Origin of the sequence: Campylobacter sp. 2457A (assembly GCF_020135895.1) — a bacterium.
GTDB classification, from domain to species: Bacteria; Campylobacterota; Campylobacteria; order Campylobacterales; family Campylobacteraceae; genus Campylobacter_D; species Campylobacter_D taeniopygiae.
Window position 1 is genome coordinate 55,076 of the sequence record NZ_JACHTO010000006.1, and the last position, 21,175, is coordinate 76,250.

The 21,175-nt window shown below is 30.4% G+C and carries 18 protein-coding genes, 1 other RNA gene and 1 pseudogene; 12 read left to right on the forward strand and 8 right to left on the reverse strand.

Annotated features, from left to right (window positions below; genetic code table 11):
- Positions 1-2: 2 nt before the first annotated feature.
- The 4 genes from H2280_RS03260 to fliY are packed head-to-tail and all read left to right on the forward strand — an operon-like array spanning position 3 to position 2,944.
- Complete coding sequence (locus H2280_RS03260) at positions 3-359, forward strand: hypothetical protein (protein ID WP_337195526.1); 357 nt, start codon at positions 3-5, stop codon at positions 357-359.
- The gene (locus H2280_RS03265) at positions 340-1,032 is read left to right on the forward strand and encodes an RNA polymerase sigma factor FliA (protein WP_171000059.1); all 693 of its coding nucleotides are present in this window, start codon (positions 340-342) and stop codon (positions 1,030-1,032) included. Before H2280_RS03260 ends, H2280_RS03265 begins: the two co-directional genes overlap by 20 nt.
- Positions 1,032-2,111 carry a flagellar motor switch protein FliM gene (gene fliM, locus H2280_RS03270; RefSeq protein ID WP_337195525.1) on the forward strand — a complete coding sequence of 360 codons (1,080 nt, stop codon included), beginning with the start codon at positions 1,032-1,034 and terminating at the stop codon, positions 2,109-2,111. Before H2280_RS03265 ends, fliM begins: the two co-directional genes overlap by 1 nt.
- Positions 2,108-2,944: a flagellar motor switch protein FliY gene (gene fliY / locus H2280_RS03275; RefSeq protein WP_137623165.1), complete on the forward strand. Its 837-nt coding sequence runs from the start codon at positions 2,108-2,110 to the stop codon at positions 2,942-2,944. Before fliM ends, fliY begins: the two co-directional genes overlap by 4 nt.
- Before the next feature lie 68 nt (positions 2,945-3,012).
- Here fliY and H2280_RS03280 read toward each other — a convergent pair whose 3' ends face one another.
- Entirely contained in the window at positions 3,013-3,792 is a 780-nt protein-coding gene (locus H2280_RS03280; protein ID WP_337215658.1) for a hypothetical protein, read from the reverse strand.
- 136 nt (positions 3,793-3,928) lie between these two features.
- Between H2280_RS03280 and H2280_RS03285 the strand changes: the two genes are divergently transcribed.
- Positions 3,929-4,528 carry a TIGR00730 family Rossman fold protein gene (locus tag H2280_RS03285; protein WP_337215659.1) on the forward strand — a complete coding sequence of 200 codons (600 nt, stop codon included), beginning with the start codon at positions 3,929-3,931 and terminating at the stop codon, positions 4,526-4,528.
- Positions 4,528-5,544, forward strand: coding sequence for a tRNA 2-thiouridine(34) synthase MnmA (gene mnmA, locus H2280_RS03290; RefSeq protein ID WP_337215660.1), 1,017 nt, complete (start codon positions 4,528-4,530; stop codon positions 5,542-5,544). The genes H2280_RS03285 and mnmA overlap by 1 nt, the downstream gene beginning before the upstream one ends.
- Positions 5,545-5,553: 9 nt before the next feature.
- Here mnmA and ffs read toward each other — a convergent pair.
- Positions 5,554-5,651: signal recognition particle sRNA small type (gene ffs / locus H2280_RS03295), an RNA gene on the reverse strand.
- A 571-nt stretch (positions 5,652-6,222) separates the two neighbouring features.
- Between ffs and H2280_RS03300 the strand changes: the two genes are divergently transcribed.
- Both H2280_RS03300 and H2280_RS03305 read left to right on the forward strand, forming a co-directional pair.
- Complete coding sequence (locus H2280_RS03300; RefSeq protein WP_337215661.1) at positions 6,223-6,924, forward strand: hemerythrin domain-containing protein; 702 nt, start codon at positions 6,223-6,225, stop codon at positions 6,922-6,924.
- Positions 6,917-8,758, forward strand: coding sequence for a flagellar assembly protein A (locus tag H2280_RS03305; RefSeq protein ID WP_337215662.1), 1,842 nt, complete (start codon positions 6,917-6,919; stop codon positions 8,756-8,758). Before H2280_RS03300 ends, H2280_RS03305 begins: the two co-directional genes overlap by 8 nt.
- A gap of 1 nt (position 8,759) precedes the next feature.
- Here the strand turns inward: H2280_RS03305 and H2280_RS03310 are convergent, their stop codons facing one another.
- The 4 genes and pseudogenes from H2280_RS03310 to H2280_RS03325 all read right to left on the reverse strand — a co-directional run bounded on the left by H2280_RS03310 (position 8,760) and on the right by H2280_RS03325 (position 13,472).
- A complete protein-coding gene (locus tag H2280_RS03310; RefSeq protein WP_337215663.1) occupies positions 8,760-10,397 on the reverse strand; it encodes a flagellar hook protein FlgE in 1,638 nt (545 codons plus the stop codon).
- A gap of 133 nt (positions 10,398-10,530) precedes the next feature.
- A pseudogene (locus H2280_RS03315) lies at positions 10,531-11,323 on the reverse strand (flagellar basal body rod modification protein); the annotation flags it as partial.
- A 58-nt stretch (positions 11,324-11,381) separates the two neighbouring features.
- A complete protein-coding gene (fliK, locus tag H2280_RS03320) occupies positions 11,382-13,133 on the reverse strand; it encodes a flagellar hook-length control protein FliK (protein WP_337215665.1) in 1,752 nt (583 codons plus the stop codon).
- Between the two features lie 15 nt (positions 13,134-13,148).
- Positions 13,149-13,472, reverse strand: a complete 324-nt coding sequence (locus tag H2280_RS03325; protein WP_337195518.1) for a hypothetical protein — start codon at positions 13,470-13,472, stop codon at positions 13,149-13,151.
- A 128-nt stretch (positions 13,473-13,600) separates the two neighbouring features.
- Between H2280_RS03325 and typA the strand changes: the two genes are divergently transcribed.
- The 3 genes from typA to H2280_RS03340 all read left to right on the forward strand — a co-directional run bounded on the left by typA (position 13,601) and on the right by H2280_RS03340 (position 17,197).
- Positions 13,601-15,409 carry a translational GTPase TypA gene (typA, locus tag H2280_RS03330; protein ID WP_337195517.1) on the forward strand — a complete coding sequence of 603 codons (1,809 nt, stop codon included), beginning with the start codon at positions 13,601-13,603 and terminating at the stop codon, positions 15,407-15,409.
- Positions 15,409-16,047 (forward strand): poly(A) polymerase, encoded by a 639-nt coding sequence (locus tag H2280_RS03335; RefSeq protein ID WP_337215666.1) that lies wholly within the window; start codon positions 15,409-15,411, stop codon positions 16,045-16,047. Before typA ends, H2280_RS03335 begins: the two co-directional genes overlap by 1 nt.
- 106 nt (positions 16,048-16,153) lie before the next feature.
- Complete coding sequence (locus H2280_RS03340; RefSeq protein ID WP_337195515.1) at positions 16,154-17,197, forward strand: c-type cytochrome; 1,044 nt, start codon at positions 16,154-16,156, stop codon at positions 17,195-17,197.
- 21 nt (positions 17,198-17,218) lie between these two features.
- Here H2280_RS03340 and H2280_RS03345 read toward each other — a convergent pair whose 3' ends face one another.
- Positions 17,219-18,562, reverse strand: a complete 1,344-nt coding sequence (locus tag H2280_RS03345; protein WP_337195514.1) for a DUF2130 domain-containing protein — start codon at positions 18,560-18,562, stop codon at positions 17,219-17,221.
- A 78-nt stretch (positions 18,563-18,640) separates the two neighbouring features.
- On the opposite strand from H2280_RS03345, the gene H2280_RS03350 reads away from it, so the two are divergent.
- Positions 18,641-19,840, forward strand: a complete 1,200-nt coding sequence (locus tag H2280_RS03350; protein ID WP_137623178.1) for a multidrug effflux MFS transporter — start codon at positions 18,641-18,643, stop codon at positions 19,838-19,840.
- Here the strand turns inward: H2280_RS03350 and H2280_RS03355 are convergent.
- On the reverse strand, positions 19,837-21,175 hold a 1,339-nt coding region (locus tag H2280_RS03355; protein ID WP_337215667.1), incomplete at its 5' end, for a pentapeptide repeat-containing protein. The two genes, H2280_RS03350 and H2280_RS03355, sit on opposite strands and share 4 nt — an antisense overlap.

Genomic DNA, 21,175 nt, shown 5'->3' on the forward strand with positions numbered 1-21,175 from the left:
TAATGAGACCAGAAAATTATGTAGCATTTTTTACGGTTTGTGGATTTTTTATAGGATTAGCTTTTAGCGTTGTAAGCATAAGCGATGCTTTTGATATTTTAATTTTTACTTGTTTGATTACTTTTATGTTTTATGTTTGCATTCATATTGCTATTATTTGTTTTATTGATATTAAAAAAATTAGTGGAAGAATTTTTAATAAAAACGAATATGAAAAAACAAGCAATAATATCATCAATGATCTTGTAATTCGCGAAAAGAAAATGGATATAATTTTAGAAAAATTAGAACAAGAGCGAGAAGAACTCAAGAAAAACGAATCAAAAGAAAGACGTAAGTATGCAAAAAAAGCCGCCTAAAGCTTATATTCAAACGATAAAAAATGAACAAGATCAATTAGTTTTATCCTACATGCCAGCACTTCGTGCAATGGCATTTCGTTTGAAAGAACGCTTACCTTCTAGCATTGATGTTAATGATCTTATTAGCGTCGGAGTGGAAGAAATGATTAAACTTTCTCGTCGCTACGATAAAGAGCAAAATGATAGCTTTTGGGGTTTTGCTAGAAAAAGAGTTAATGGTTCCATGCTTGATTTTTTACGCTCTTTAGATGTTATGAGTCGCAATAACCGAAAAATTATCAAAGATATCGATAATTTAATTGATGAGTATTTTAGAGAAAATGAAGAAGAACCCGATGATGAATATTTGGCAAAAAAACTTGATTTAGATATAGAAAAAATTAAAGAAGTGCGTACAGCACATGCTATCAGCTATACTTTACCCATAGATGAACAAATGGAACTTTATAATGAAGATGATACTTTAGAAAAACTAGAAAAAGAAGAATTTTTAGAAAAAATTCATGAAATTTTAGAAGATTTAAAAGAACGTGATCAACTCATCATTCAGCTTTATTATTATGAAGAATTAAGTCTTAAAGAAATCAGTGAAATTTTAGATATTAGTGAAAGTCGAATTTCTCAAATTCATAAAAAACTTCTTAAAAAACTTAGAGAAAGGCTTATTTAATGGCAGAAATACTCTCTCAAGAAGAAATTGATGCTTTACTTGAAGTCGTTGATGATACGGAAGCACCCTCAGCTTCAAATTCTAAAGAAGACAAAGAAGAAAGAAATATCGTTGTATATGATTTTAAACGTCCCAATAGGGTTTCAAAAGAACAACTAAGAACAATCAAAGGTATACATGATAAACTTGCAAGAAATTTAGCTTCTCAAATTTCATCCATGATGAGAAGTATTGTTGAAACAAAACTTCACTCTGTAGATCAAATGACTTATGGGGAATTTTTAATGTCCTTGCCAAGTCCTACAAGTTTTAACGTATTCTCCATTAAACCCTTAGATGGAAACTGTGTATTAGAAATCAATCCAAGTATTGCTTTTCCAATGATTGATAGACTTTTAGGAGGTCAAGGTGATAGTTATGAAGCTTCACGTGAGCTTACAGATATAGAGCTTAATTTGCTTGATTCTATTTTGCGTATTATCATGCAAAGACTTAAAGAAAGTTGGGCGGGAGTTACTGAAATTTACCCAAGTGTTGAAGCAAAAGAATCAAGCCCAAATGTTGTTCAAATCGTATCGCAAAATGAAATTGTAATCATGGTTGTTATGGAAATTATCATAGGAAATTCAAGCGGCATGGTTAATATCTGCTATCCCGTTGTGCATTTAGAAAGTATTTTAAGTCGTTTAGCAAATCGTGATATCATGATGGGTGAAACTTCAGCAAAAAAATCAAGAAATAAAGAGCTTAAAACCTTAATTGGACGTGCTGAAGTTGTTTATGAAGCTATTTTAGGTAAAACTTTAATCAGTGTTAATGAATTCCTAGAATTAAAACAAGGGGATATCTTAAAACTCGATAGAGAAGCTGATGATAAAGCTATAGTTAGTATTGATAAAAAAGATGTATTTTTAGCACAAATTGGTTTGCACCGTTTTAGGAAATCGATTAAAATTGTTGAACTTGTTCGCACTGATAAAGATGAAATTAAAGAAATTCTAGAAAAATACGAAGAAGAACGTAAAGCAAAAGCTAACGCTTATGATGAGTCTGAAGATATGGAGGATGAAGAAATATGATTAATGATTTTTTGAAATTATTTACCAATGAATGTATAAGCACTATAGAAGGATTAACAGGAAAAAGTGCAGAATTTAGCGAATATAAAGAATTTGACGTTTCATCTCAAGACACACTCAAACCCCCTTTGGTTTTTGCTATTTTTAAAGTAAACGATAATGCAAAAATAGGAATTTTAGCCGGTTCTGTTCTTATGAGTGCCATCGGAGAATGGATGATGGGTGAAGAAGAAATTTCAAAAAATGATCAATTGGGTCCTGATGAAATGGATGCTGCTAAAGAAGCCATACAAAATATCATCTCGGCTTTTTCAACCACCTTAGGCGCCCAAAAAGAAATCCCAAATATGGATTTTAGTATTTCTTCTTGTGATTTTGTATCTGATAGTGTTGATTTTAAAGACTTTGTGAAACTTTATTTTTTCGATGTAAAAATAGAAAATCTAGAAGAGCAAATTTCTTTAGTTGTGGATCAAAATTTACACAATATTTTAAGCGGAAAAACTGAAGAAGCGAATTCTCAAAATACCACTCAAACTGGCGATGAAAAACACTTTAATATTAGCGAAGAACTTAAAAATATAAATTTAATTATGGATGTTCGTTTGCCAGTTCGCGTTCGCATAGGCAATAAAAAAATGCTTTTAAAAGATGTTTTAACGATGGATATTGGTTCTGTTGTTGAGCTTAATCAACTCGCTAATGATCCGCTTGAAATTTTAATTGGAGAAAAAAGAGTCGCCTATGGGGAAGTAGTGATTGTGGATGGAAATTTTGGAGTGCAAATTACAGAAATAGGCTCCAAAAAAGAAAGATTAGAGCAATTAAGATAAATTTTATAATTTATCTTAATTTTATAAATTTCAAATACTCTAATAAATTTCTTAAAGCATCTAAGAATTTAATTTATTTCATTTAATGTTAATCTTTTCCAATATTTGACTTTTTTGTTACTTTTTACAAATTTACCATCAATAAAATAGTAAATATATATATCATCTTTTGAGCCTTTATAAATCAGAGGAAATTCAGTTTTATCAAAGTAAAATCCAGCGCCTTCATCACCACCTAGACTATAAATATCTAAATAAATATACGTTTTATCATAGGGATAAATTTGAAAAGTTAATGGAATTCTTTCTTTTCCGCATTGATAATAACTTTCTACACTAAAAGAACTCCATAAAATTTCAAAATCTTCATCACTGACACCTAAATATTTTTTAACCTTATCAATAAAAGTTTTAAATTCATCGTGATACGCATATACATTTAATGTTTTATTAAAATATTTACAGCCATTGGAGAGTATTGTGGGATATTTTTCATCAATTAAATAAGGGTGTGTTTTATCATATTTTCTAGAAAATTCTTCCATTTCGGAGGTTACTATATGACTTTCTTTAATTTTTTTTATATCTTTTTCAGTATAAATTGTTCTTAAAAATTTTTCTTTTTCATCATCTTCTTGTTTAAAATAATTTTCACGATACTCTTCTCTTTCTTTTTCCCTTTTCAACATCTCATCTAAAAGTTGTTTGTTAAAAACATAAACACCTTCGTATTTCTCACCCAGTTTAAACCTTTGATCTTCCTTTGTCCAATCTATCCTAGGAACAGCACAAGCATTCATAAAAATCAAAACAAACAATGCAAGAATACCAGCAATACAAGTTTTCATCATATCTCTTTCTTTGGTTTTTAATTTGATTTTACCAAAATATTTATAAATATTAATAAATTTTTTCTTTTAATATAAATAAAGAACTTATTATCAATTTTTAGTTAGAATGAATTTTATTTTTAAAGGTTATCAAATGGATAAAAAAATAAGCCAAGATTTAGAAAAATTTGCTAATATACCAGACCTTAAAAAAACCGTAACTTTTTTTGGATCTGCAAGATTAGAGAAAGATGATTTTTACTGCCAACAAGCAAAAATTCTTGCAAAAAAATGCGTTGAAAATGATTTTTGCGTGATCAGTGGCGGTGGCGGTGGCATTATGCGAGCAGCCAACGAAGGTGCTTTTAGTGCCAATGCAAATTCTATAAAATCTATAGGTTTTAACATACTTTTGCCCCATGAGCAAAGATTAAATGATTTTATAGAATACAGTATTACTTTTGAGAGCTTAGCCATACGCAAAATGGCTCTTATTGAAAAGAGTCTCGCTTTTGTGATTTTCCCAGGCGGCTTTGGAACACTTGATGAACTTTGCGAAGTTCTTGTACTCAAGCAACTTGAATTCAAAAAAAATGTTCCTATTTTTCTGTTTGGGAGTGAATTTTGGCGAGGCTTTGATGAGTTTGTCAGAAATTCTTTACTCAAACAAGGAGTGATTTCACAAGGAGATGAGTTAAAGTATAAAATCACTGACGACTTAGATTTGATAATTAACACTTTAAAGGAACTTTAATGAAAATTCTAGTCGCAATGAGCGGGGGAGTTGATAGCACAGTCACAGCTTACAAATTAAAAAATGCAGGGCATGAAGTCATAGGTTGTTATATGAAACTTCATGGTAAGCCTAATTACCACGAAGAAAATATCAAAAAAGTAGAAAAAGTAGCTAATTTTTTACAAATTCCTTATCATATTTTAGATTTGCAAGAGGATTTTAAAGATAAGGTTTATATGCCTTTTGTTAATACCTATAAAGAAGGTAAAACTCCAAATCCTTGCGCTTTATGCAATCGTTTTATTAAACTTGGAAAACTTCTTGAATTTGCAAAAAGTTTAGGTTGTGAAAAATTAGCCACAGGTCATTATGCAAGACTTGAAAATGGTCTCATCCGTACAGCAGTTGATGAAAGTAAGGATCAAAGTTATTTTCTAGCAAGTGCTGATAAAGAAGCTTTAAAATATCTTATTTTTCCACTAGGAGAAATGAAAAAAGAAGATGTCAAAGCTTTTGCCTCTTCGATTGAAGTTTTAAAATCTTTTGCCACGCAAAAAGAAAGTTCTGAAATTTGCTTTGTAGAAAACACTTATGTTCAAGTTTTAGATCAGTTTATGGATACAAAAATTCCAGGTGAAGTGCTAGACAGTAGCGGAAAAGTTGTAGGCAAACATGAAGGTTATATGCACTACACTATAGGAAAAAGACGAGGTTTTGAAGTCAAAGGAGCGCATGAGCCTCATTTTGTTTTAAAAATCAATCCTCAAAAAAATCAAATTGTCGTGGGTAAAAAAGAAGAATTAAAAATCGATGAATTTGAATTAAAAAATATCAATTTATTTATAGAAGCAAAAAATCTAAATTGTGAGGTAAAAATTCGCTATAGATCCAAATCCACGCCTTGTGAAGTTAAAATTTTTGAAGACAATAGCGCAAAAATCACACTCAAAGAAAGCGTTTATGGTATAGCAAGCGGACAAATGGCTGTATTTTATGATGGGGATAAAGTTATCGCTAGTGGTTTTATAGAATAGCTTTAAAACCCTTTCTCAGATGGCTGCGGCACACACTATAATCAAGTGCTCTGCTGTGTTCCCACCCTGAAGCGGTGCTTAAAAATAGCATTGCACAGGTCTAAGAAAAGGCGGATGTTATTTTAACATAATACCCTTAAAAAGCCTTGATATTTGAAAAATTTCTCATTTTTATCATTAATAGAAACATTTTTATCTTAGTTAAAAAATTTTTATTAAAATCATAAAAAAAATTAATTTGATAATTTCAATTATATTTTATTATAATTACAATTATTTTTAATTATAATTTTAATTATTTTTAAAAATAAGTCCTTTTTAGAAAATAATTTGAAGCTAAACTAGACTCCTTTTTAGAAAATCGATCTTTCACTCTTTTAGCTACTGATTATTTTAATTTCCAATTCAATTTTAATCGCAATATTGCTAATAAAGCAGTATTGCTTTTATGCTGAAATAGTTTTCTTGATATTTAAAAGTATTAATTACTATTTTTAAATATATTTGTGGGTTAGCGCTGGGTGGGTTTTTCCTTTTTGTAAAAATCATTTCAAAATAAACGGATTGTAAAAATTACTAACAATCCGTTTTTACAAGGTGGTTAATAAAATAAAATTATTTTTAAACCTTAAAATTGCTTAATAAAATTGAGCATTTACTTAGTTTGGAGTAAATACTATGATAAAATGGGATAAAAATTTCAGTATTAAAAATCTGCAATTAGACAAACAACATGAACTTATTTTTGACATTGCTGATATTGCAGACAATTTGGCAAAAAAAATACAAAGTGATGATATAGATAAATCCGAAGAACTTAAAGAAGAATTAAAAAAAGTTTTACTTAAATTATTTCAATATGCTAAAGTCCATTTCAAGGAAGAAGAAAAATTTATGGAAAATATAGACTTTCCTTTAATAGATGAACATAAATACTCTCATCGAGTCTTATTAGAACGAGCTAAAGATCTTTTAAAATATTCCGATGATATTTTAAAACTCTCTGAAGAACTTTCAATACTTACAAAAGATTGGGTTTTTGAACATTTTGCTAATGAAGACTTATGGTTATCTAATTTTACAAGTAAAGCTATACATTTAAAAGAAATTAATTATACTTTAGAACATTATATTAAATTAAAATCAATCAAACTAGATCTAAATAAAGAAGAAAATCACGATTATATCTGTAACTGCCCTTTGCGTATCCATAAAGTTCCAGAAACGATCCATCAAGAACTTGTCAGCAAAGAAAGCATATTAAGGTGCGAAACCTGCGAACAAATTTTAATCCATTTAGATAAATTTGATCCTAAAGAGAATTTTGAAATTTTAAATCAAAAATTTGAAAGTATTAAGGAGCAATTAAATTATGAATAAAACTTTGCAAACCTTAGACCCTTTTGAAAGTCTTAAATTTGAACAAGAAAATTCTCAAGAAATGCTTGATTTCTCAATTATTGATTATAAACTTATATGCTCTAATAAAAAACCAGCAAAACGTAAAATTTATGAAAAACAAGATTTAGATTTATTTAATTCTGATGATTTTTTTGTAAAAAATTACGATACTATGATACAACAATTCATCATAGAAATCCATCCTAAAAAACCACAAAATAATTTTGCTGTGCTTCTAAAAAGCGATGCGGCTTTAACACACGTTAAAGTACATATTAAATGTAGGGAAAATTTTTCTTATTATGCTGATTTAAAAAAAGATATTTTACAAAGCATTTATAAAACAATGGCAAAACAAAGAATTTTAATCATAAGGCTTGAAAAAAATTTCTTTAAAATGCTCGATGATTTCATAAAAGATCATGAAAATGGAAATGGTGCCCAAGAATTAGAATGCTCTCTTGCAAAAGGAGTTGATAAAATAGACAATCAAAGCGATAAAATTATTATTCATCGTCAAGAAATCAATGATAATTCCTCATCACAAAATTATGATGATGGAAAATTTTGCAAACCTATCAAAAAAGATGAATTGTTATTTGAATATATTTTTAGAATTAATGGTAAAGAAGGTAGAAATTTAAGAGGAGCAATCATTGGCTTAAATCCTGTTAAATTTCATGGCAATCCTTTTAATCTTAAAGACGAAAGTATTTATACACAAGAATTAGAAGATAGAATAAGATATTTTAGCAATTATTATGGCTTTTTAAATAAAGATCGTATAGGCTATAGCATCACAAATGACATCAAAATAAAACAAGTAGGACTAAAAACTACAGGTTCTATTAAAACAGATACTCAAGAAGATATAAAACTAGAAATTTACAACCATGATGTAAGCGATGATGCAATTAAATCGGGTATTGTTAATGTTAAAGCATCTAATATTAAAGTCAATGGAAATATTGGAGCAACTGAAATTCATGCAAAAAATTTAACTGTCAAAGGGCTTACACACAAAAAAAGTTTAATCTATGCGCAAAATTCTTCTATTTTTATTCATAAAGGATATATAAAAGCAGAAAATGTATATATTAAAAATTTAGAAAATGGCGCAGTAGAGGCAAAAAATGTTTATATAGAAAATTGCGTAGGAGGCACGATTAAGGCTGAAAATATCTATATTTGCAATCTACTAACCGATAACATTTTATATCCTGATAAAAAGTTAGTGATATCAGATTGTATAAAAACCAAAAATACTATTATTTGTGATTTTAAAAACAATGACTTAGAGTGTGAAAATTTAAAAAATTTAAACATAAAAGTACAAAATACTCTTGCCATAATCACTGCGAAGACAAAAAATCTTTATAATCATTTAATCAATAATCAAGTTAGAGCCATACAAGCAAAAAAAGAAAAAAATCCTTTACCTGCACAAACCAACTTTATAAATTTGTATGATTCAAAGATCAATGATTATAATCATTTAGTAAGCTTATACGCCAAATTCATTAAGATCAAATTTCAAATTGATACAAAAATAAATTCTTTAGAACAAATACAACAAACGACTAATATCTATATCGATGCACAAGAAATTGGCAATGATAATTTATTGCTATTTGAAGCCGAGACAAAAAAAGAAGAGATCAGATACACTTTATCTTCAAATGATTCTCAAAAAAATTTCTATATAGAGAAAAAAGGAGATAAACAAGAATTACAATCAAGCCATTATAACGAAATTGAAATAGAAGATTTAAAATCCAATTATGAAGAATTAAAAAAGGTAAATTCTTTTTAATTTACCTTTTCATACTGATAGCTTTTTGTATCATTTGATCGCTGGTTGTGATACTTTTAGAACTTGCATCAAAAGCTTTTTGAGTTACTATAAGATTAGACAATTCAACGCTTAAATCAACATTGGATTGCTCTAAATATCCGCCTTTAAATTTAGCGGTATTTACCACTTGTCCATTTTTCAAAATAAAGCTTGGATCTCCACTATTAGCAGTTGCTGCGAAGATATTATCCCCCATAGCTGCTAAACCTTGCTCATTGATGAAATTATAAAGTGCAAGTTTTCCCACAACAGCATTTTTTCCATTGCTAAATTGCGCGACTACGCTACCATCATCTGTGACTTGATATTGCTGAAAAAAGCCTTCTGCTAAGCCATCTTGCTGAGTGATGATATTTTTTTCCTTGCCTTGCTGCACATAAACTCCACTATATCCTGATCCTGGTTTGCTTGGATCATAAGGCGAACCTAAATCTATATTGATATTTCCACCATTAGGATTTGCAATGCTGGTGATATTATTTTGCAATAAAGCTCCATTTTTATCAAATACCATACTTCCTTCAGTTGGATTGCCAACAGCCTTGCCATTAGAATCATAAATTTGAGCCGTTGCTTTATAAGTGATATTATCACCTTCTTGAGGCAAAACTCTTTCTAAAGTCACTCTAAGAACGCTTTTGCTTCCATCAGCATTATAAATTGGTGCTTCTAAGATATCTTTATTTGCTTTTTCTTGTTCAGTTGAAACTTGCACAGAGCTTAATTTTACACTATCAGGATCTAAACCCTTTAAATCTAATTCATTGCTTTTAAAGCTTAAATTATCATCCAAAGTCGCCTCAAAGCTTGTTTTAACCCCTTGGCTATCAACAAAATTTAAAAGGACTCTATCCCCTGCTTTAGCACTGAAAACATCTTCTTTGCTTATACTACCACTGACTACATATTTACCATCTTCTGTTTTAGTAAGAGTAAATTTTTTAGGATCAACATCAACTTTTACAACTTCTTTGCTTGTATTTGTGCTTAAATTGCCACTCCATTTTACGTTTTTGGTTGGTTCTGGATTTAAATACATATTAGTTGGAACTTGTATAGGTTTTTGAGTCGTAGTCGTGCCTATACCAAAAGCATTATTTGAATTAACTGTAAAGCCACTATTAACCGGACTTCCAGTATTTAAATAATCCCCCATCAATCCTGCTACCCTATCGCTATAAGTGATTCCACCAAAAGCAGGATTCATTGTTCCTAAAACAAAGTTTCCATAAGAATCCACTAAATATCCGTTTGCATCTCTTCTAAAAGTTCCATTTCTTGTATAATAAGCGTTTCCATCAGCACCTAAAACACCAAAGAAACCTTTTCCCTGTAAAGCAACATCAAATTCACCGCCTGTAGCGACAACAGAACCTTGCTCAAATCTTACTTGAGAAGACGCCGCACCGCCACCATAACCACCTTGAGCTGGGTTGGTTGATTGGCTAGTGATTGTGCTATAAAATATATCTTTAAATTGTGCGTCAGAATGCTTAAAACCGGTTGTATTAACATTGGCGATATTGTTAGCGGTAACATCGATACCAAAACTATTATTCTTAACTCCGGAAATTCCATTATAAAATGCATTCATCATGGCTAAAATCCTTAGCTAAAATATTTTCTAGTATTTGTATCCGAAGGTTTTTCCTCACCCTCTGAAGGTTTCTCATCTTCTGAAGGTGTTTCTGAAGGCTTTTCATCCGGTTTTTCTTCAGGGGTTTGCACTGTAGAATTGCTTGAGGTTTTATAATCTGAAATTTCAGCGATGTCATCAAAACTTACATACTGACCCCCCATTTTAGCATAAGCAACCCCATCAACAAATTTAATTGATTCTATAGGATAAGATCCGTAATTTGCGGTGATTTTTTCTCCATTTTTATTGTTATATACCACTTTAACGCTATATTCACCATCCCCAGCATAAACGCCATCATTATTTCTACCTGGCCACTCTAGAGTAAAGAGTCCTTTTGAAACTTCTTGACCTTCACTACTCTTTTCAGAATAAACCAATTTATTATTTTTATCATAAATTTCAAGTGTTAAGCCTTTATTGTCAGAATCTTCAGGTAAATACATCTTTAAAGCGATTACCTCATCAGAACCCGTAAGCTTAATGGTATTGTTATTAACAGTTGCCATTTTACCAATAGCCCCTATAGCTGAAGTACTCATACTGGTTGAAAAAGAAGCTGAAAGTTTTTGCATAGTCTCAACCATTTTTTGCATGGTTGTATTTGTATTTTGCTGCATTTCAAGAGCACTAAGCTGTGAAGTTTGAGTAAGCATTTTATCACTATCCATAGGATCTGTCGGATCTTGATGTTGCAACTCGATCAAAAGAAGTTTTAAAAACGCATCTTTATCAAGTGTCGCGTTAGGATTGCTGACTATACCGGAATTATTACTGCTGCTTGTTGAACTTGAACTATCAGTCTTTGTTGAACTGCTTGTGGAGCTTGAACTATTGCTGACTGGTGTCCAGTTAAGATTGCTATTCCAATTTGTTGTTGCCATCATAAAATCCTTTTTATATTTAAGTATTTTTTAATTAAAAGCAAAAAGTATTCCAACTTTAGAAATATTTTGCTAAAACGAGTTCCAAATTAATATTTGATTTTTCATTATTGTTTTCTATGGCATCCTTAAAACCATATCCACTACGATTTTTACCTTTATTTTGATTTTGTTCTTTTCTTCCTTGATCGCTAAAATTCATTTCAAGCCCAGTAAATCCCATATTAACAAGGGAATTTTTAAACTCGGATTGATGTTGCATAAATAAATTCATAGCATTAGTGTTAGAATTAAAATTAATATGAAGATTACTTCCTCTTTGCACCAAAGTAACTTCAACTTCACCTAAATTATTTGGATTAAGCGTGATGCTTAATTTTGTAATAGGTGCTTTATAATGCTCTACTGCGTCTTTAAGCTCATTAGAGAAATACTGCAAAGTCTCTTTTGGCGTGATATTTCTAGTATTATTTTGATTGACCTTACTCAAATCTTTTACCAAAGAATTTAAATCCTCTAAGCCGATTTTATTAGCCGTTTCATCGTGATGATTTTTATTTTGATCAAGATTGAAATTATTTTTTGTTTCTTCTTTGTTGGTATTAAGGTGTGTATTATCCTTATTTTGCACCACTTGAGTTTTATTTAAATTTTCAAAATTAACTTTTTGATCATTTAAATTCAATTTTAAATCTTGATTATTAGTTTTATTGTCTTTTAAAGTCAGATCTTTAGGGGTTAGATTAGAACTTAGATTTTGAGAATCTTTGAGTATTTCTTTATTGGAATTTTTATCTGAATTTATGTTTTGAATTTCGCTTTTTTTACTCTGTTCTTTTAGATTCTTTGAAAGATCTACTTCTTCTAAATTTTGCATTTGATCTTTTGAAATATTTTGCTTTTTATCCTCTTGATTATTTAAATTTTTTAAAATATCTTTCATACTTTCTTGATCTGTGTCAAGTTCATTATTTTTATTATTTTTAATATCTTTTAAAAGATCATCTAACTGAATTGGTTCTTTTTTAGTGTTTAAGGTTTCAAGTTTATCGCTTTTGATTTTTGATTTCTCATTTTCTTGAACTTTTATGATAGAATCTAAATTCTTTAAAGTCTGAGAAAGCAAGGAGCTATCGTCTTTTTTATGGGGGTTATTTTTTTGCAAATTTTGATTTAAATTTTTACTCACATGAGCGATTTTATTGTTAATGATTTCTTTAAAAACATTATCCACGACACCTTTAAAAAAATCCGCTTTATCAAGATTTGGAAAAGTAGCTTTTAAATCAAGCAAACGATCTACTTTGATATTTTTCACATTTAAGCCTAAATCTTTAGCAATATCTAAAAGCTCATTGAGATTGTTTGCACCTTTTAAAGCATTAAAATTAGCTTCAGTTTTTACAAGCTGACTCAATTGGCTTGAAAGATTTGCGAGTTTAATATCTGCGGTATCTGTTTTTAATTTATCAAGCAAGGAAAGAATTTGCATAAAAGATGCTGATTCGAAAATACTGATTTTATCACTATCGTCAAATGATCCCTTTTGAAGTTTATTGATCGCTTCATTTACCACTTCTTTTTCGCTGATCTTCATATGATCAGGCAAAAATTCATTGGTTTCATCGATGGAATTAAGTAAAGAATTTAAGAAATTCTCTCTATCATCTTCTGCGTTTTGAGTGACATTTTCTTCTTTATTTGCATTAGATTTTTGACTTGTTTTTGTTGTTTTGCTAAAAGAATCACTTGATGAAGTTTTACTCGGAGCAAGACTTAAAACATCGTTTTGCGGGGCTACATTTGACATGATCTTTCCTTAAATTTATTTTAAAAATTCATCTGCTGCCAAGTTAGGAAACCTTTCTTCTAAATATGAGTTTTCATAAATTTTTATCATTTTGTTATCATTTAAAAGAATAAGAATTTCCAAAAGCTCATCTAAATTTTTCGCTTGTGTAATTTTTTCAAAATTTTCTTCATTTTCTAGAATCGCTGCAAGATCGCTTGAAATTCTCACCATTTTTTCATCTTTATTTGACTTTAAAATCTCCAAAAGATCCAAAGCTTGAAGTAAAACTTCATTTTTTCTATCGATTAAATCTAAATTTAATGGTATAAATAATTCTTCATTTAATGGTTTTGACATGATTAATTTCCTTATTTAAAATAATATTTGCCAAGATAAAAGCAAGAAGTGTTCCAACTTTTTATTTTTCTAAAATTAAGCAAAATTTTTATATAATCTTAGCTTTGAATTTAATAATGGAGAATCTTTTGGAAAATATCAGAAATATAGCTGTTATTGCACACGTTGATCATGGCAAAACAACAATGGTAGATGAATTGCTTAAGCAATCAGGAACTTTTAGCGAAAGAGAACAAATTTCAGAACGCGTAATGGACAGTAACGATATAGAAAAAGAAAGAGGTATTACCATCCTTTCAAAAAATACTGCTATTAATTATAAAGGAACAAAAATAAACATCATAGACACTCCAGGCCACGCCGATTTTGGGGGAGAAGTAGAACGTGTTTTGAAAATGATTGATGGGGTTTTGCTTTTAGTTGATGCCCAAGAAGGCGTTATGCCACAAACTAAATTTGTGGTTAAAAAAGCTTTATCTTTAGGGCTTAAACCTATAGTCGTGATCAATAAAATCGACAAACCAGCAGCCGATCCTGAAAGAGTAATCAATGAAATTTTTGATCTTTTTGTGGCACTTGATGCAAACGATGAACAACTTGATTTTCCTATCGTTTATGCGGCCGCAAAAAATGGTTATGCCAAATTAGATCTGAATGATGAAAGTGACAATATGGAGCCACTTTTCCAAACTATTCTTGAAAAAGTTCCTGCGCCAAGTGGCACAAATGATAATCCTTTGCAACTTCAAGTTTTCACGCTTGGTTATGATAATTTTGTGGGCAAGATAGGAATTGCAAGAATTTTTAACGGTGTAGTGAAAAAAAATCAAAATGTAATGCTTGCAAAAGCTGATGGAACAAAAGTCAATGGCAGAATTTCTAAACTTATAGGTTTTATGGGTTTAGAAAAAATGGATATTGAAGAGGCAAAAAGTGGCGATATAGTCGCGATAGCTGGTTTTGAAGCTTTAGATGTTGGTGATAGCGTTGTAGATCCTAACAATCCTATGCCGCTTGATCCACTCCACATAGAAGAGCCAACGCTAAGTATCGTTTTTTCAGTCAATGATGGCCCATTAGCAGGAACAGAAGGTAAGCACGTTACTTCAAATAAAATCGCAGAACGCCTAGAAGCAGAGATGAAAACGAATATCGCGATGAAGTATGAAAGCACGGGCGAAGGTAAATTTAAAGTCAGCGGTAGGGGTGAACTTCAAATCACTATCTTAGCTGAAAATATGCGTAGAGAAGGCTTTGAATTTTGCATGGGAAGACCAGAAGTTATTGTAAAAGTAGAAGATGGTGTAAAAACCGAACCTTTTGAACATTTAGTGATTGATGTACCAGAAGAATTTAGCGGTGCTGTGATAGAAAAACTAGGCAAAAGAAAAGCTGAAATGAAAACAATGGCGCCAACAGGAGATGGGCAAACTAGACTTGAATTTGAAATTCCAGCTCGTGGGCTTATAGGCTTTAGATCTCAATTTTTAACCGATACTAAGGGCGAAGGCGTGATGAATCATAGCTTTTTAGAATTCCGTCCTTTTAGCGGTGCTGTTGAAAAAAGAAATAACGGCGCTTTGATTTCTATGGAAAATGGCGTAGCATTGGGATATTCTTTATTTAATCTCCAAGAACGTGGTGTGCTTTTTATCGATCCTCAAACTAAAGTTTATACCGGTATGATCATAGGAGAACACTCTCGCCCAAATGATTTGGATGTAAATCCTATCAAAGGTAAAAATCTAACCAATGTTAGAGCCAGTGGAAGCGATGACGCTATAAAACTTGTTCCACCTAGAAAATTAAGTCTTGAAAGGGCTTTAGAGTGGATAGAAGAAGATGAACTCGTAGAGGTAACTCCTCAAAATATCCGCGTACGCAAACGCTATCTTGATCCAACCCAAAGAAAAAGAATGGAAAAAGCAAAATCTTAATGGATGCTTTAGAAAATCAAAGAATTCTCATATCTAAACGCTTGAAAATTTTAAAAATTTTAAGCGTTTTTGAGTCTTTGATCGTATTATTTTTAGCTTTTGTTTTTATAAGAGATGCGGTGATATCTCTTATTTTAGCTGTATTTGTAGGTATTTTTTTCTTTCGCTTCACTTCTAAAAAACTTATTCTTGCTAAAAAAGAATTGCAAATTAACACTCTTAATCTTTTTCTTAAACGCTACGGAGCTAAATTTAAAAAAGAGAGCTTAAGCCAAAAAGATTTTTTAAATTTGGAATTTGTTTCAAATTTAAAAGATTTTAAAAGCCAAAATTGCTTTGATTTTAAGGAATTTAAAATCTATGATGTGCAATTTATCAATGAAAACAAAGATTTTTTTTGTGGAATTTTACTCCAGAGTTTAAAAACAAACAAAAAACATGATTTTAATGATGAAAAAAATATCTATGCCAAGCTTAAAAACAAAAATTTCACTCTAGATCATATCTTTAATAAAAACAATTATTTTCTTATTGCAACTTTGCAAAATCCTTTTTTTATCGATCTTAGCCAAAATTTAAAAGATAATTTTGAAATTTTAGAAAAAAATTTAAATTCCATCAAAAATAAATTTCTTTAGCCGATATAATCTATACAAAATTTTGTAATATTAAATACTTAGACTTAACATTTAAGTTTTAATGTGATAAAATGGAATAAAATAACCAAAACTAAGGAGAAAACTCATGAAAAAACATGTTTTATTGTTAGGCCTTTGTTTAGGTTTAAGCCTAAATGCAAAAAATGTAAGCGATTATAAAGTAGGCGAAGAACTAAATGACAAAGAAGGAGTTGCTTATTTTAAAGAGCTTTCAAACAGACCTGAACAAGAATGGCCAAATAAAAATTTAAGTATCAATGACGTGCCAAAAGGCAAAGAAGGAGACTTAATCCGCTATGGTATCAAGCTTTTAAGTAAGACAGAAAGCACCTTAGGGCCTTATAGCAAACTCAAAAAAACAAGCAATGAGGTTAATTGTATCTCTTGTCACATGGATAATGATGGCAATGGCTTACCAGGGACAAAAAAATACGTGATCCCATTTTTAAATGTTATGAACAATTATCCAAGATTAGACATAGAAACCATGAAAATCATTTCTTTAGAGGATAGAATTCGTGGTATGGGTGGAACTGATTCTCATAAATTTCCTAACAATTCTAAAGAAATGAAAGCGATTTTAGCGTATTTTAAATGGCTAAAAAGTGCCTATGGTATCAAAGATGGAGTGAAATTGCAAGGTGAGTTTTTTGCTAAGATGAATTTCCCAAATCGTCCAGCCGATCCGGTTCGTGGTAAAAAACTTTTTGAAGAAAATTGCGTCGCTTGTCATGGAGAAAGAGGACTAGGGGTAAAAAATGCAAACTATGAAAAAGGCACTGGGCATTTATATCCATCATTGCTTATCTATCCTGATGGCGGACACATGGCTATGATCCCATTTTTGGCAAGATTTTTAAAATCTGCTATGCCTTTTGGTGCAAGTGCTGACAATCCGATCTTAAGTGATGGTGATGCTTTAGATATCGCAGCTTATGTTAATACAGGCTTTGTAAGAATGCCGATCGTTACAACAGAAAACCGTGCAGGACTTGATACTGCTTATAGCAAATCTCCGTCCTTAAAGCCTGAGTATTTTGCTTCACCACAACAAAATTTAGATCCTAAAGAATACATCAAAGTCAAATACGGACCTTGGAAAAATCCAAACTATTTTCCAGGAGAATAATTGATTTGGGGCTCTCCCAAATCAATCTTCTTTTGCTAAATTTTCAAGACTTTTAATCCCTTCTTCACCGATTAAATTTTCACCTTTTAAATCACTAAATATCGCATTTAATGAACTCACAATAGCTGTAGAATTAAAACTTAAATTCTCAATAGCCCTTTCTCTTTTTTTCCATATATTTTGCAAGGCTCTTTTTTCAGCTTCAAGCTCTTCTCTCATGGTTTGGTAAGTTTTAAGTATAAAAGTAATTTGAGTGTTAAATTCTTTAGAATTTAGATATTCATATAAAATATGATTTTTTTCATCTTTATTTTGCAAGGCATTTTTTAATTTGTAAGCGTTGATTATGCTTTCTCTAAGCACAGCTAAGACGCCTTTAAATTCGGCAAAAGTGCAGATTAAAATTCCTTCTTTAAAATGCGTTTTTTCTTTATCTTTAGGCATGGTTTTTGTGATCAAAACCGCGATATCACTTTTTGCAGCTATGCTATCTAGTTTTAACTTGTCTAGCCATTCTTTATTGAATTCTTTGGTGCGTTTGCTCTCGTATAAAATCTTGCCACAAGTATTTCCAAAAGCATCCTTAACGATGTGCAAACAATCCGCCCCATTAACACCCTTTGGCACTTCTTTAACCTCATCGCTAAAATATTCATTTTGGATATATTCTTCGATGAGTAGTTCCGCCGCTTCGCCTTGGAGTTGCTGTGAGCCTTGTTCGACTTTACGTTTTGCCGCATCAAGTTCTTGAGTGACACTTTTAAATTTGATCTCAAGTTCTTTAAATTTTATGTCTTGCTCTTCATTTTTGCTTTGAAATTCAAGACGAATTTTTTCCTTTTCTAGCTCTAAATTTTTTCTTTCCTGCTCTTTAAATTCTTTAAAAGCCTCTTCTTTGATTTGCAATTTTAATCTTTCTTCATTTTCTTTTTGTTCTCTTTTTAGCCTTTCATTTTCAGCCTTTAAAGTCAAAAGTTCGCTTAGTTCTTTGCTTTTTTTATCGAGCTCTTCTTGCATGATTTTCTTTTCATTTTCATGTTCTTTAGCGAATTTCTCCATAAAATCTTTTTGAAAAATTTGCTTTTGCAAAAGTGCTTCTTGTTCGATTTTTTGTTTTTCAATGTCAAGCTTTTGGCTAACTTGCTCACTGATGAGTTTTTCTTGTTCGGCCTTTTGTGCTTTTAGCTCGGATAAAATTTTAGAATACTCCGCCCTTTTTTCATTGACTTCTTTTTCAAATTCTTGCTTTTGTTTTTGCATATCTAGTTTAGCTTTGTCTAAAATTTGAGTGTATAAAGCCAAGCTAATATCGATAAAATTTCCGCAATTTGGACATTTTATTTTTTCATTTTGAAAATTTTGCAAATTCTTTCCTTTTGTTAAATGGATTTTTTATAAAAATTATATTAAATTATAGCTTTTTACTTTTTAAAAAGGGAATTTATGCAAAAACAAACACAAATTCACGGCTTTAAAAAATTAAAACTTATTATCATCCTTGCTTTGATGTCAAGCATAGCGCCACTTTCTACGGATATGTATTTGCCTGCGCTTTCTCACGTGCAACAAAGCTTTCAAACGAGTTCTTTTTTAACCCAATTAAGCCTTGCGAGCTTTTTCATCGCTTTTGCCTTAGGACAGCTTATATATGGGCCTTTAAGCGATGTTTTTGGGCGAAAAATTCCTGCTTTAATAGGAATTTTGTTTTTCATACTCTCTAGCTTTTTTTGCGTGATCATTGACAATATTTATGCTTTTATCGCTTTAAGATTTTTTGAGGCTCTTGGAGGATGTGCTGGAGTTGTGATCGCAAGAGCAATCATTAATGACTTATTTGAGATCAAAGAAGCGACGGGAATTTTTGCTTTGATGATGGTTTTTAGCTCTCTTGCACCTATGCTTTCACCTACTTTTGGTGGATTTTTGCTCGAGTATTTTTCTTGGCATAGTATTTTTGCTACGCTATTTGCCCTTGGGATCACGCTTTTTTTAATGATACTTTTTGGGCTTAAAGAGTCTGCACCCAAAGTTGCTGATAAAAAACAATTATGCCCTTATGAGGCTTTTAAAAAATACAAAATCGTTCTTAGCGATAAAGCTTTTTTCATCTGCGTTATTTGTGTATCTTTTGCACTGGCTGCAATGTTTGCTTATATCGCTGGATCGAGTTTTGTTTTTACGCAATTTTTTGGCATCAGTGAGCAAAAATTTGCACTGATTTTTGGAGCCAATGCCTTTGGATTTGTCATCTGTGCTAATATCAATGCGAGATTGGTTTTAAAATTTGAAAGCAAAAAAATTCTCTCTAAAGCTTTGGTGGTTATGCTTTTATCGACGATTGTTTTGCTTGTAAATGCTTGTTTTTTCCCGAATTTATTTCTTTTTGAATTTAGCCTTTTTACGAGTATAGCTATGCTTGGCTTTATCGCGCCAAATACTGTGACTTTGGCCATGGCAAGATTTAAAGAAAATAGCGGAACAGCTTCAGCTATACTTGGGGCTATGCAATTTGGCTTTGCTGGGACGATTTCTTACATTGTCGGTGCCATAAATGCAAATACACCAATAATCCTTGCTTTGGTAATGTTTATTTGTGTTTTGATCGCTAATGGAGTGTATTTCCTAGCTAAACCTAAAATTTAGCTAGGCACTATGGAATTTTTACGTGCGGTTTTTTGGAGTGAAAAGACAACCAAACCTATAATTATAGTATAAACTGTGAACAAAAAATTTTCAAAACCGTTATGAGTATTATCTCCGATAAGATTTGCTATACCAAAAATTAATTTTGGCTTATAACAAATCACATTTAAAACCAAAATCGAAGCAACACATGCAAAAAAATCAAATTTTTTAATATCTTGAAAATAATATACAATTGTTATTAAAATAAAACCTATTAAACTTAATATTAATCCATATTTATTTAAAGCAAGAAATATATCAAAATTTTGAATTACTTGTAAAATAAAATATAACGAAGCAAATAAACCTATAACTATAATCAACCATTTTAAATTTAGAATCAAGTCCGTATGATGATCGCAAAGCTGATGATAAAATATAAGCTGCCATCGCTCGATTTTTTCTTTCAAACTTTTGTCTTTTTTATACTTTAGTTCCAATTCTCTAGCATAAAGCTCTTGTGTTCTTAATTCTGAAGCATCAATTTGATTATGATGGGCTATGCGATTACTCTTTAATTTTCTAAATAAATCCCTATAGTTTAACAAATCCTTATAGTTCTTTTCGGTATCTGAATTTATTTTAGCTTTGATTTCATCAAAATCATATTGTATGTATTTGTGTTCTATATTAAATTGATTAGAAAATGTGCAATTTATAAAATTTGGTTTATTGATTTTTGATTTATCATTTAAAACGAAATTAACATCTTTAAAAACGACTATATTATTAAATATCACATTTTCAAAATTTAACTCACTGATATTTAAGTTTTCAAAACTTGTAACATCTTTAAAGATTACATTTTTAAAATGATATTTTTGCTCCTGATCGGATTCTATATCTTCTTTTTCACTAGAAATAAATTCAGCATGATAAAATTCTACATTTTTAAAGATAAAATCATTATCTTTAAAAACTGTATCTATAAATCTAACCTCATCCTTAAATTTTGAAATACTAAAATTTACCCTAGCTTGGAATATTGCTCCGCCAAAAGAAACTTTATTTTCAAAAATTGCTTCTCTAAAATTATTTTCTATTATCTTATTATCTTCTTGTTTGGCTAAAAATTGAGCTTTTATAAATCTAGCTTCACCTTTAAATCTTGAAATACTAAAATTTACTCTAGCTTTAAAATTAGCTCTATTAAAAGAAACTTTATTTTCAAAAATTGCTTCTCTAAAATTATTTTCTATTATCTTATTATCTTCTTGTTTGGCTAAAAACTTAGTTTCTATAAATCTAGCTTCACCTTTAAATCTTAAAATACTAAAATTTACTCTAGTTTGG

Coding starts and splice junctions, on each gene's coding strand:
- H2280_RS03305 (WP_337215662.1), top strand. CDS start 6,917: ATGAATAAAACTTTGCAAACCTTAGACCCTTTTGAAAGTCTTAAATTT.
- H2280_RS03325 (WP_337195518.1), bottom strand. CDS start 13,472: ATGTCAAAACCATTAAATGAAGAATTATTTATACCATTAAATTTAGAT.
- H2280_RS03340 (WP_337195515.1), top strand. CDS start 16,154: ATGAAAAAACATGTTTTATTGTTAGGCCTTTGTTTAGGTTTAAGCCTA.
- H2280_RS03285 (WP_337215659.1), top strand. CDS start 3,929: ATGGATAAAAAAATAAGCCAAGATTTAGAAAAATTTGCTAATATACCA.
- H2280_RS03335 (WP_337215666.1), top strand. CDS start 15,409: ATGGATGCTTTAGAAAATCAAAGAATTCTCATATCTAAACGCTTGAAA.
- H2280_RS03300 (WP_337215661.1), top strand. CDS start 6,223: ATGATAAAATGGGATAAAAATTTCAGTATTAAAAATCTGCAATTAGAC.
- H2280_RS03280 (WP_337215658.1), bottom strand. CDS start 3,792: ATGAAAACTTGTATTGCTGGTATTCTTGCATTGTTTGTTTTGATTTTT.
- mnmA (WP_337215660.1), top strand. CDS start 4,528: ATGAAAATTCTAGTCGCAATGAGCGGGGGAGTTGATAGCACAGTCACA.
- fliM (WP_337195525.1), top strand. CDS start 1,032: ATGGCAGAAATACTCTCTCAAGAAGAAATTGATGCTTTACTTGAAGTC.
- H2280_RS03260 (WP_337195526.1), top strand. CDS start 3: ATGAGACCAGAAAATTATGTAGCATTTTTTACGGTTTGTGGATTTTTT.
- H2280_RS03350 (WP_137623178.1), top strand. CDS start 18,641: ATGCAAAAACAAACACAAATTCACGGCTTTAAAAAATTAAAACTTATT.
- fliK (WP_337215665.1), bottom strand. CDS start 13,133: ATGTCAAATGTAGCCCCGCAAAACGATGTTTTAAGTCTTGCTCCGAGT.
- fliY (WP_137623165.1), top strand. CDS start 2,108: ATGATTAATGATTTTTTGAAATTATTTACCAATGAATGTATAAGCACT.
- H2280_RS03310 (WP_337215663.1), bottom strand. CDS start 10,397: ATGATGAATGCATTTTATAATGGAATTTCCGGAGTTAAGAATAATAGT.
- H2280_RS03265 (WP_171000059.1), top strand. CDS start 340: ATGCAAAAAAAGCCGCCTAAAGCTTATATTCAAACGATAAAAAATGAA.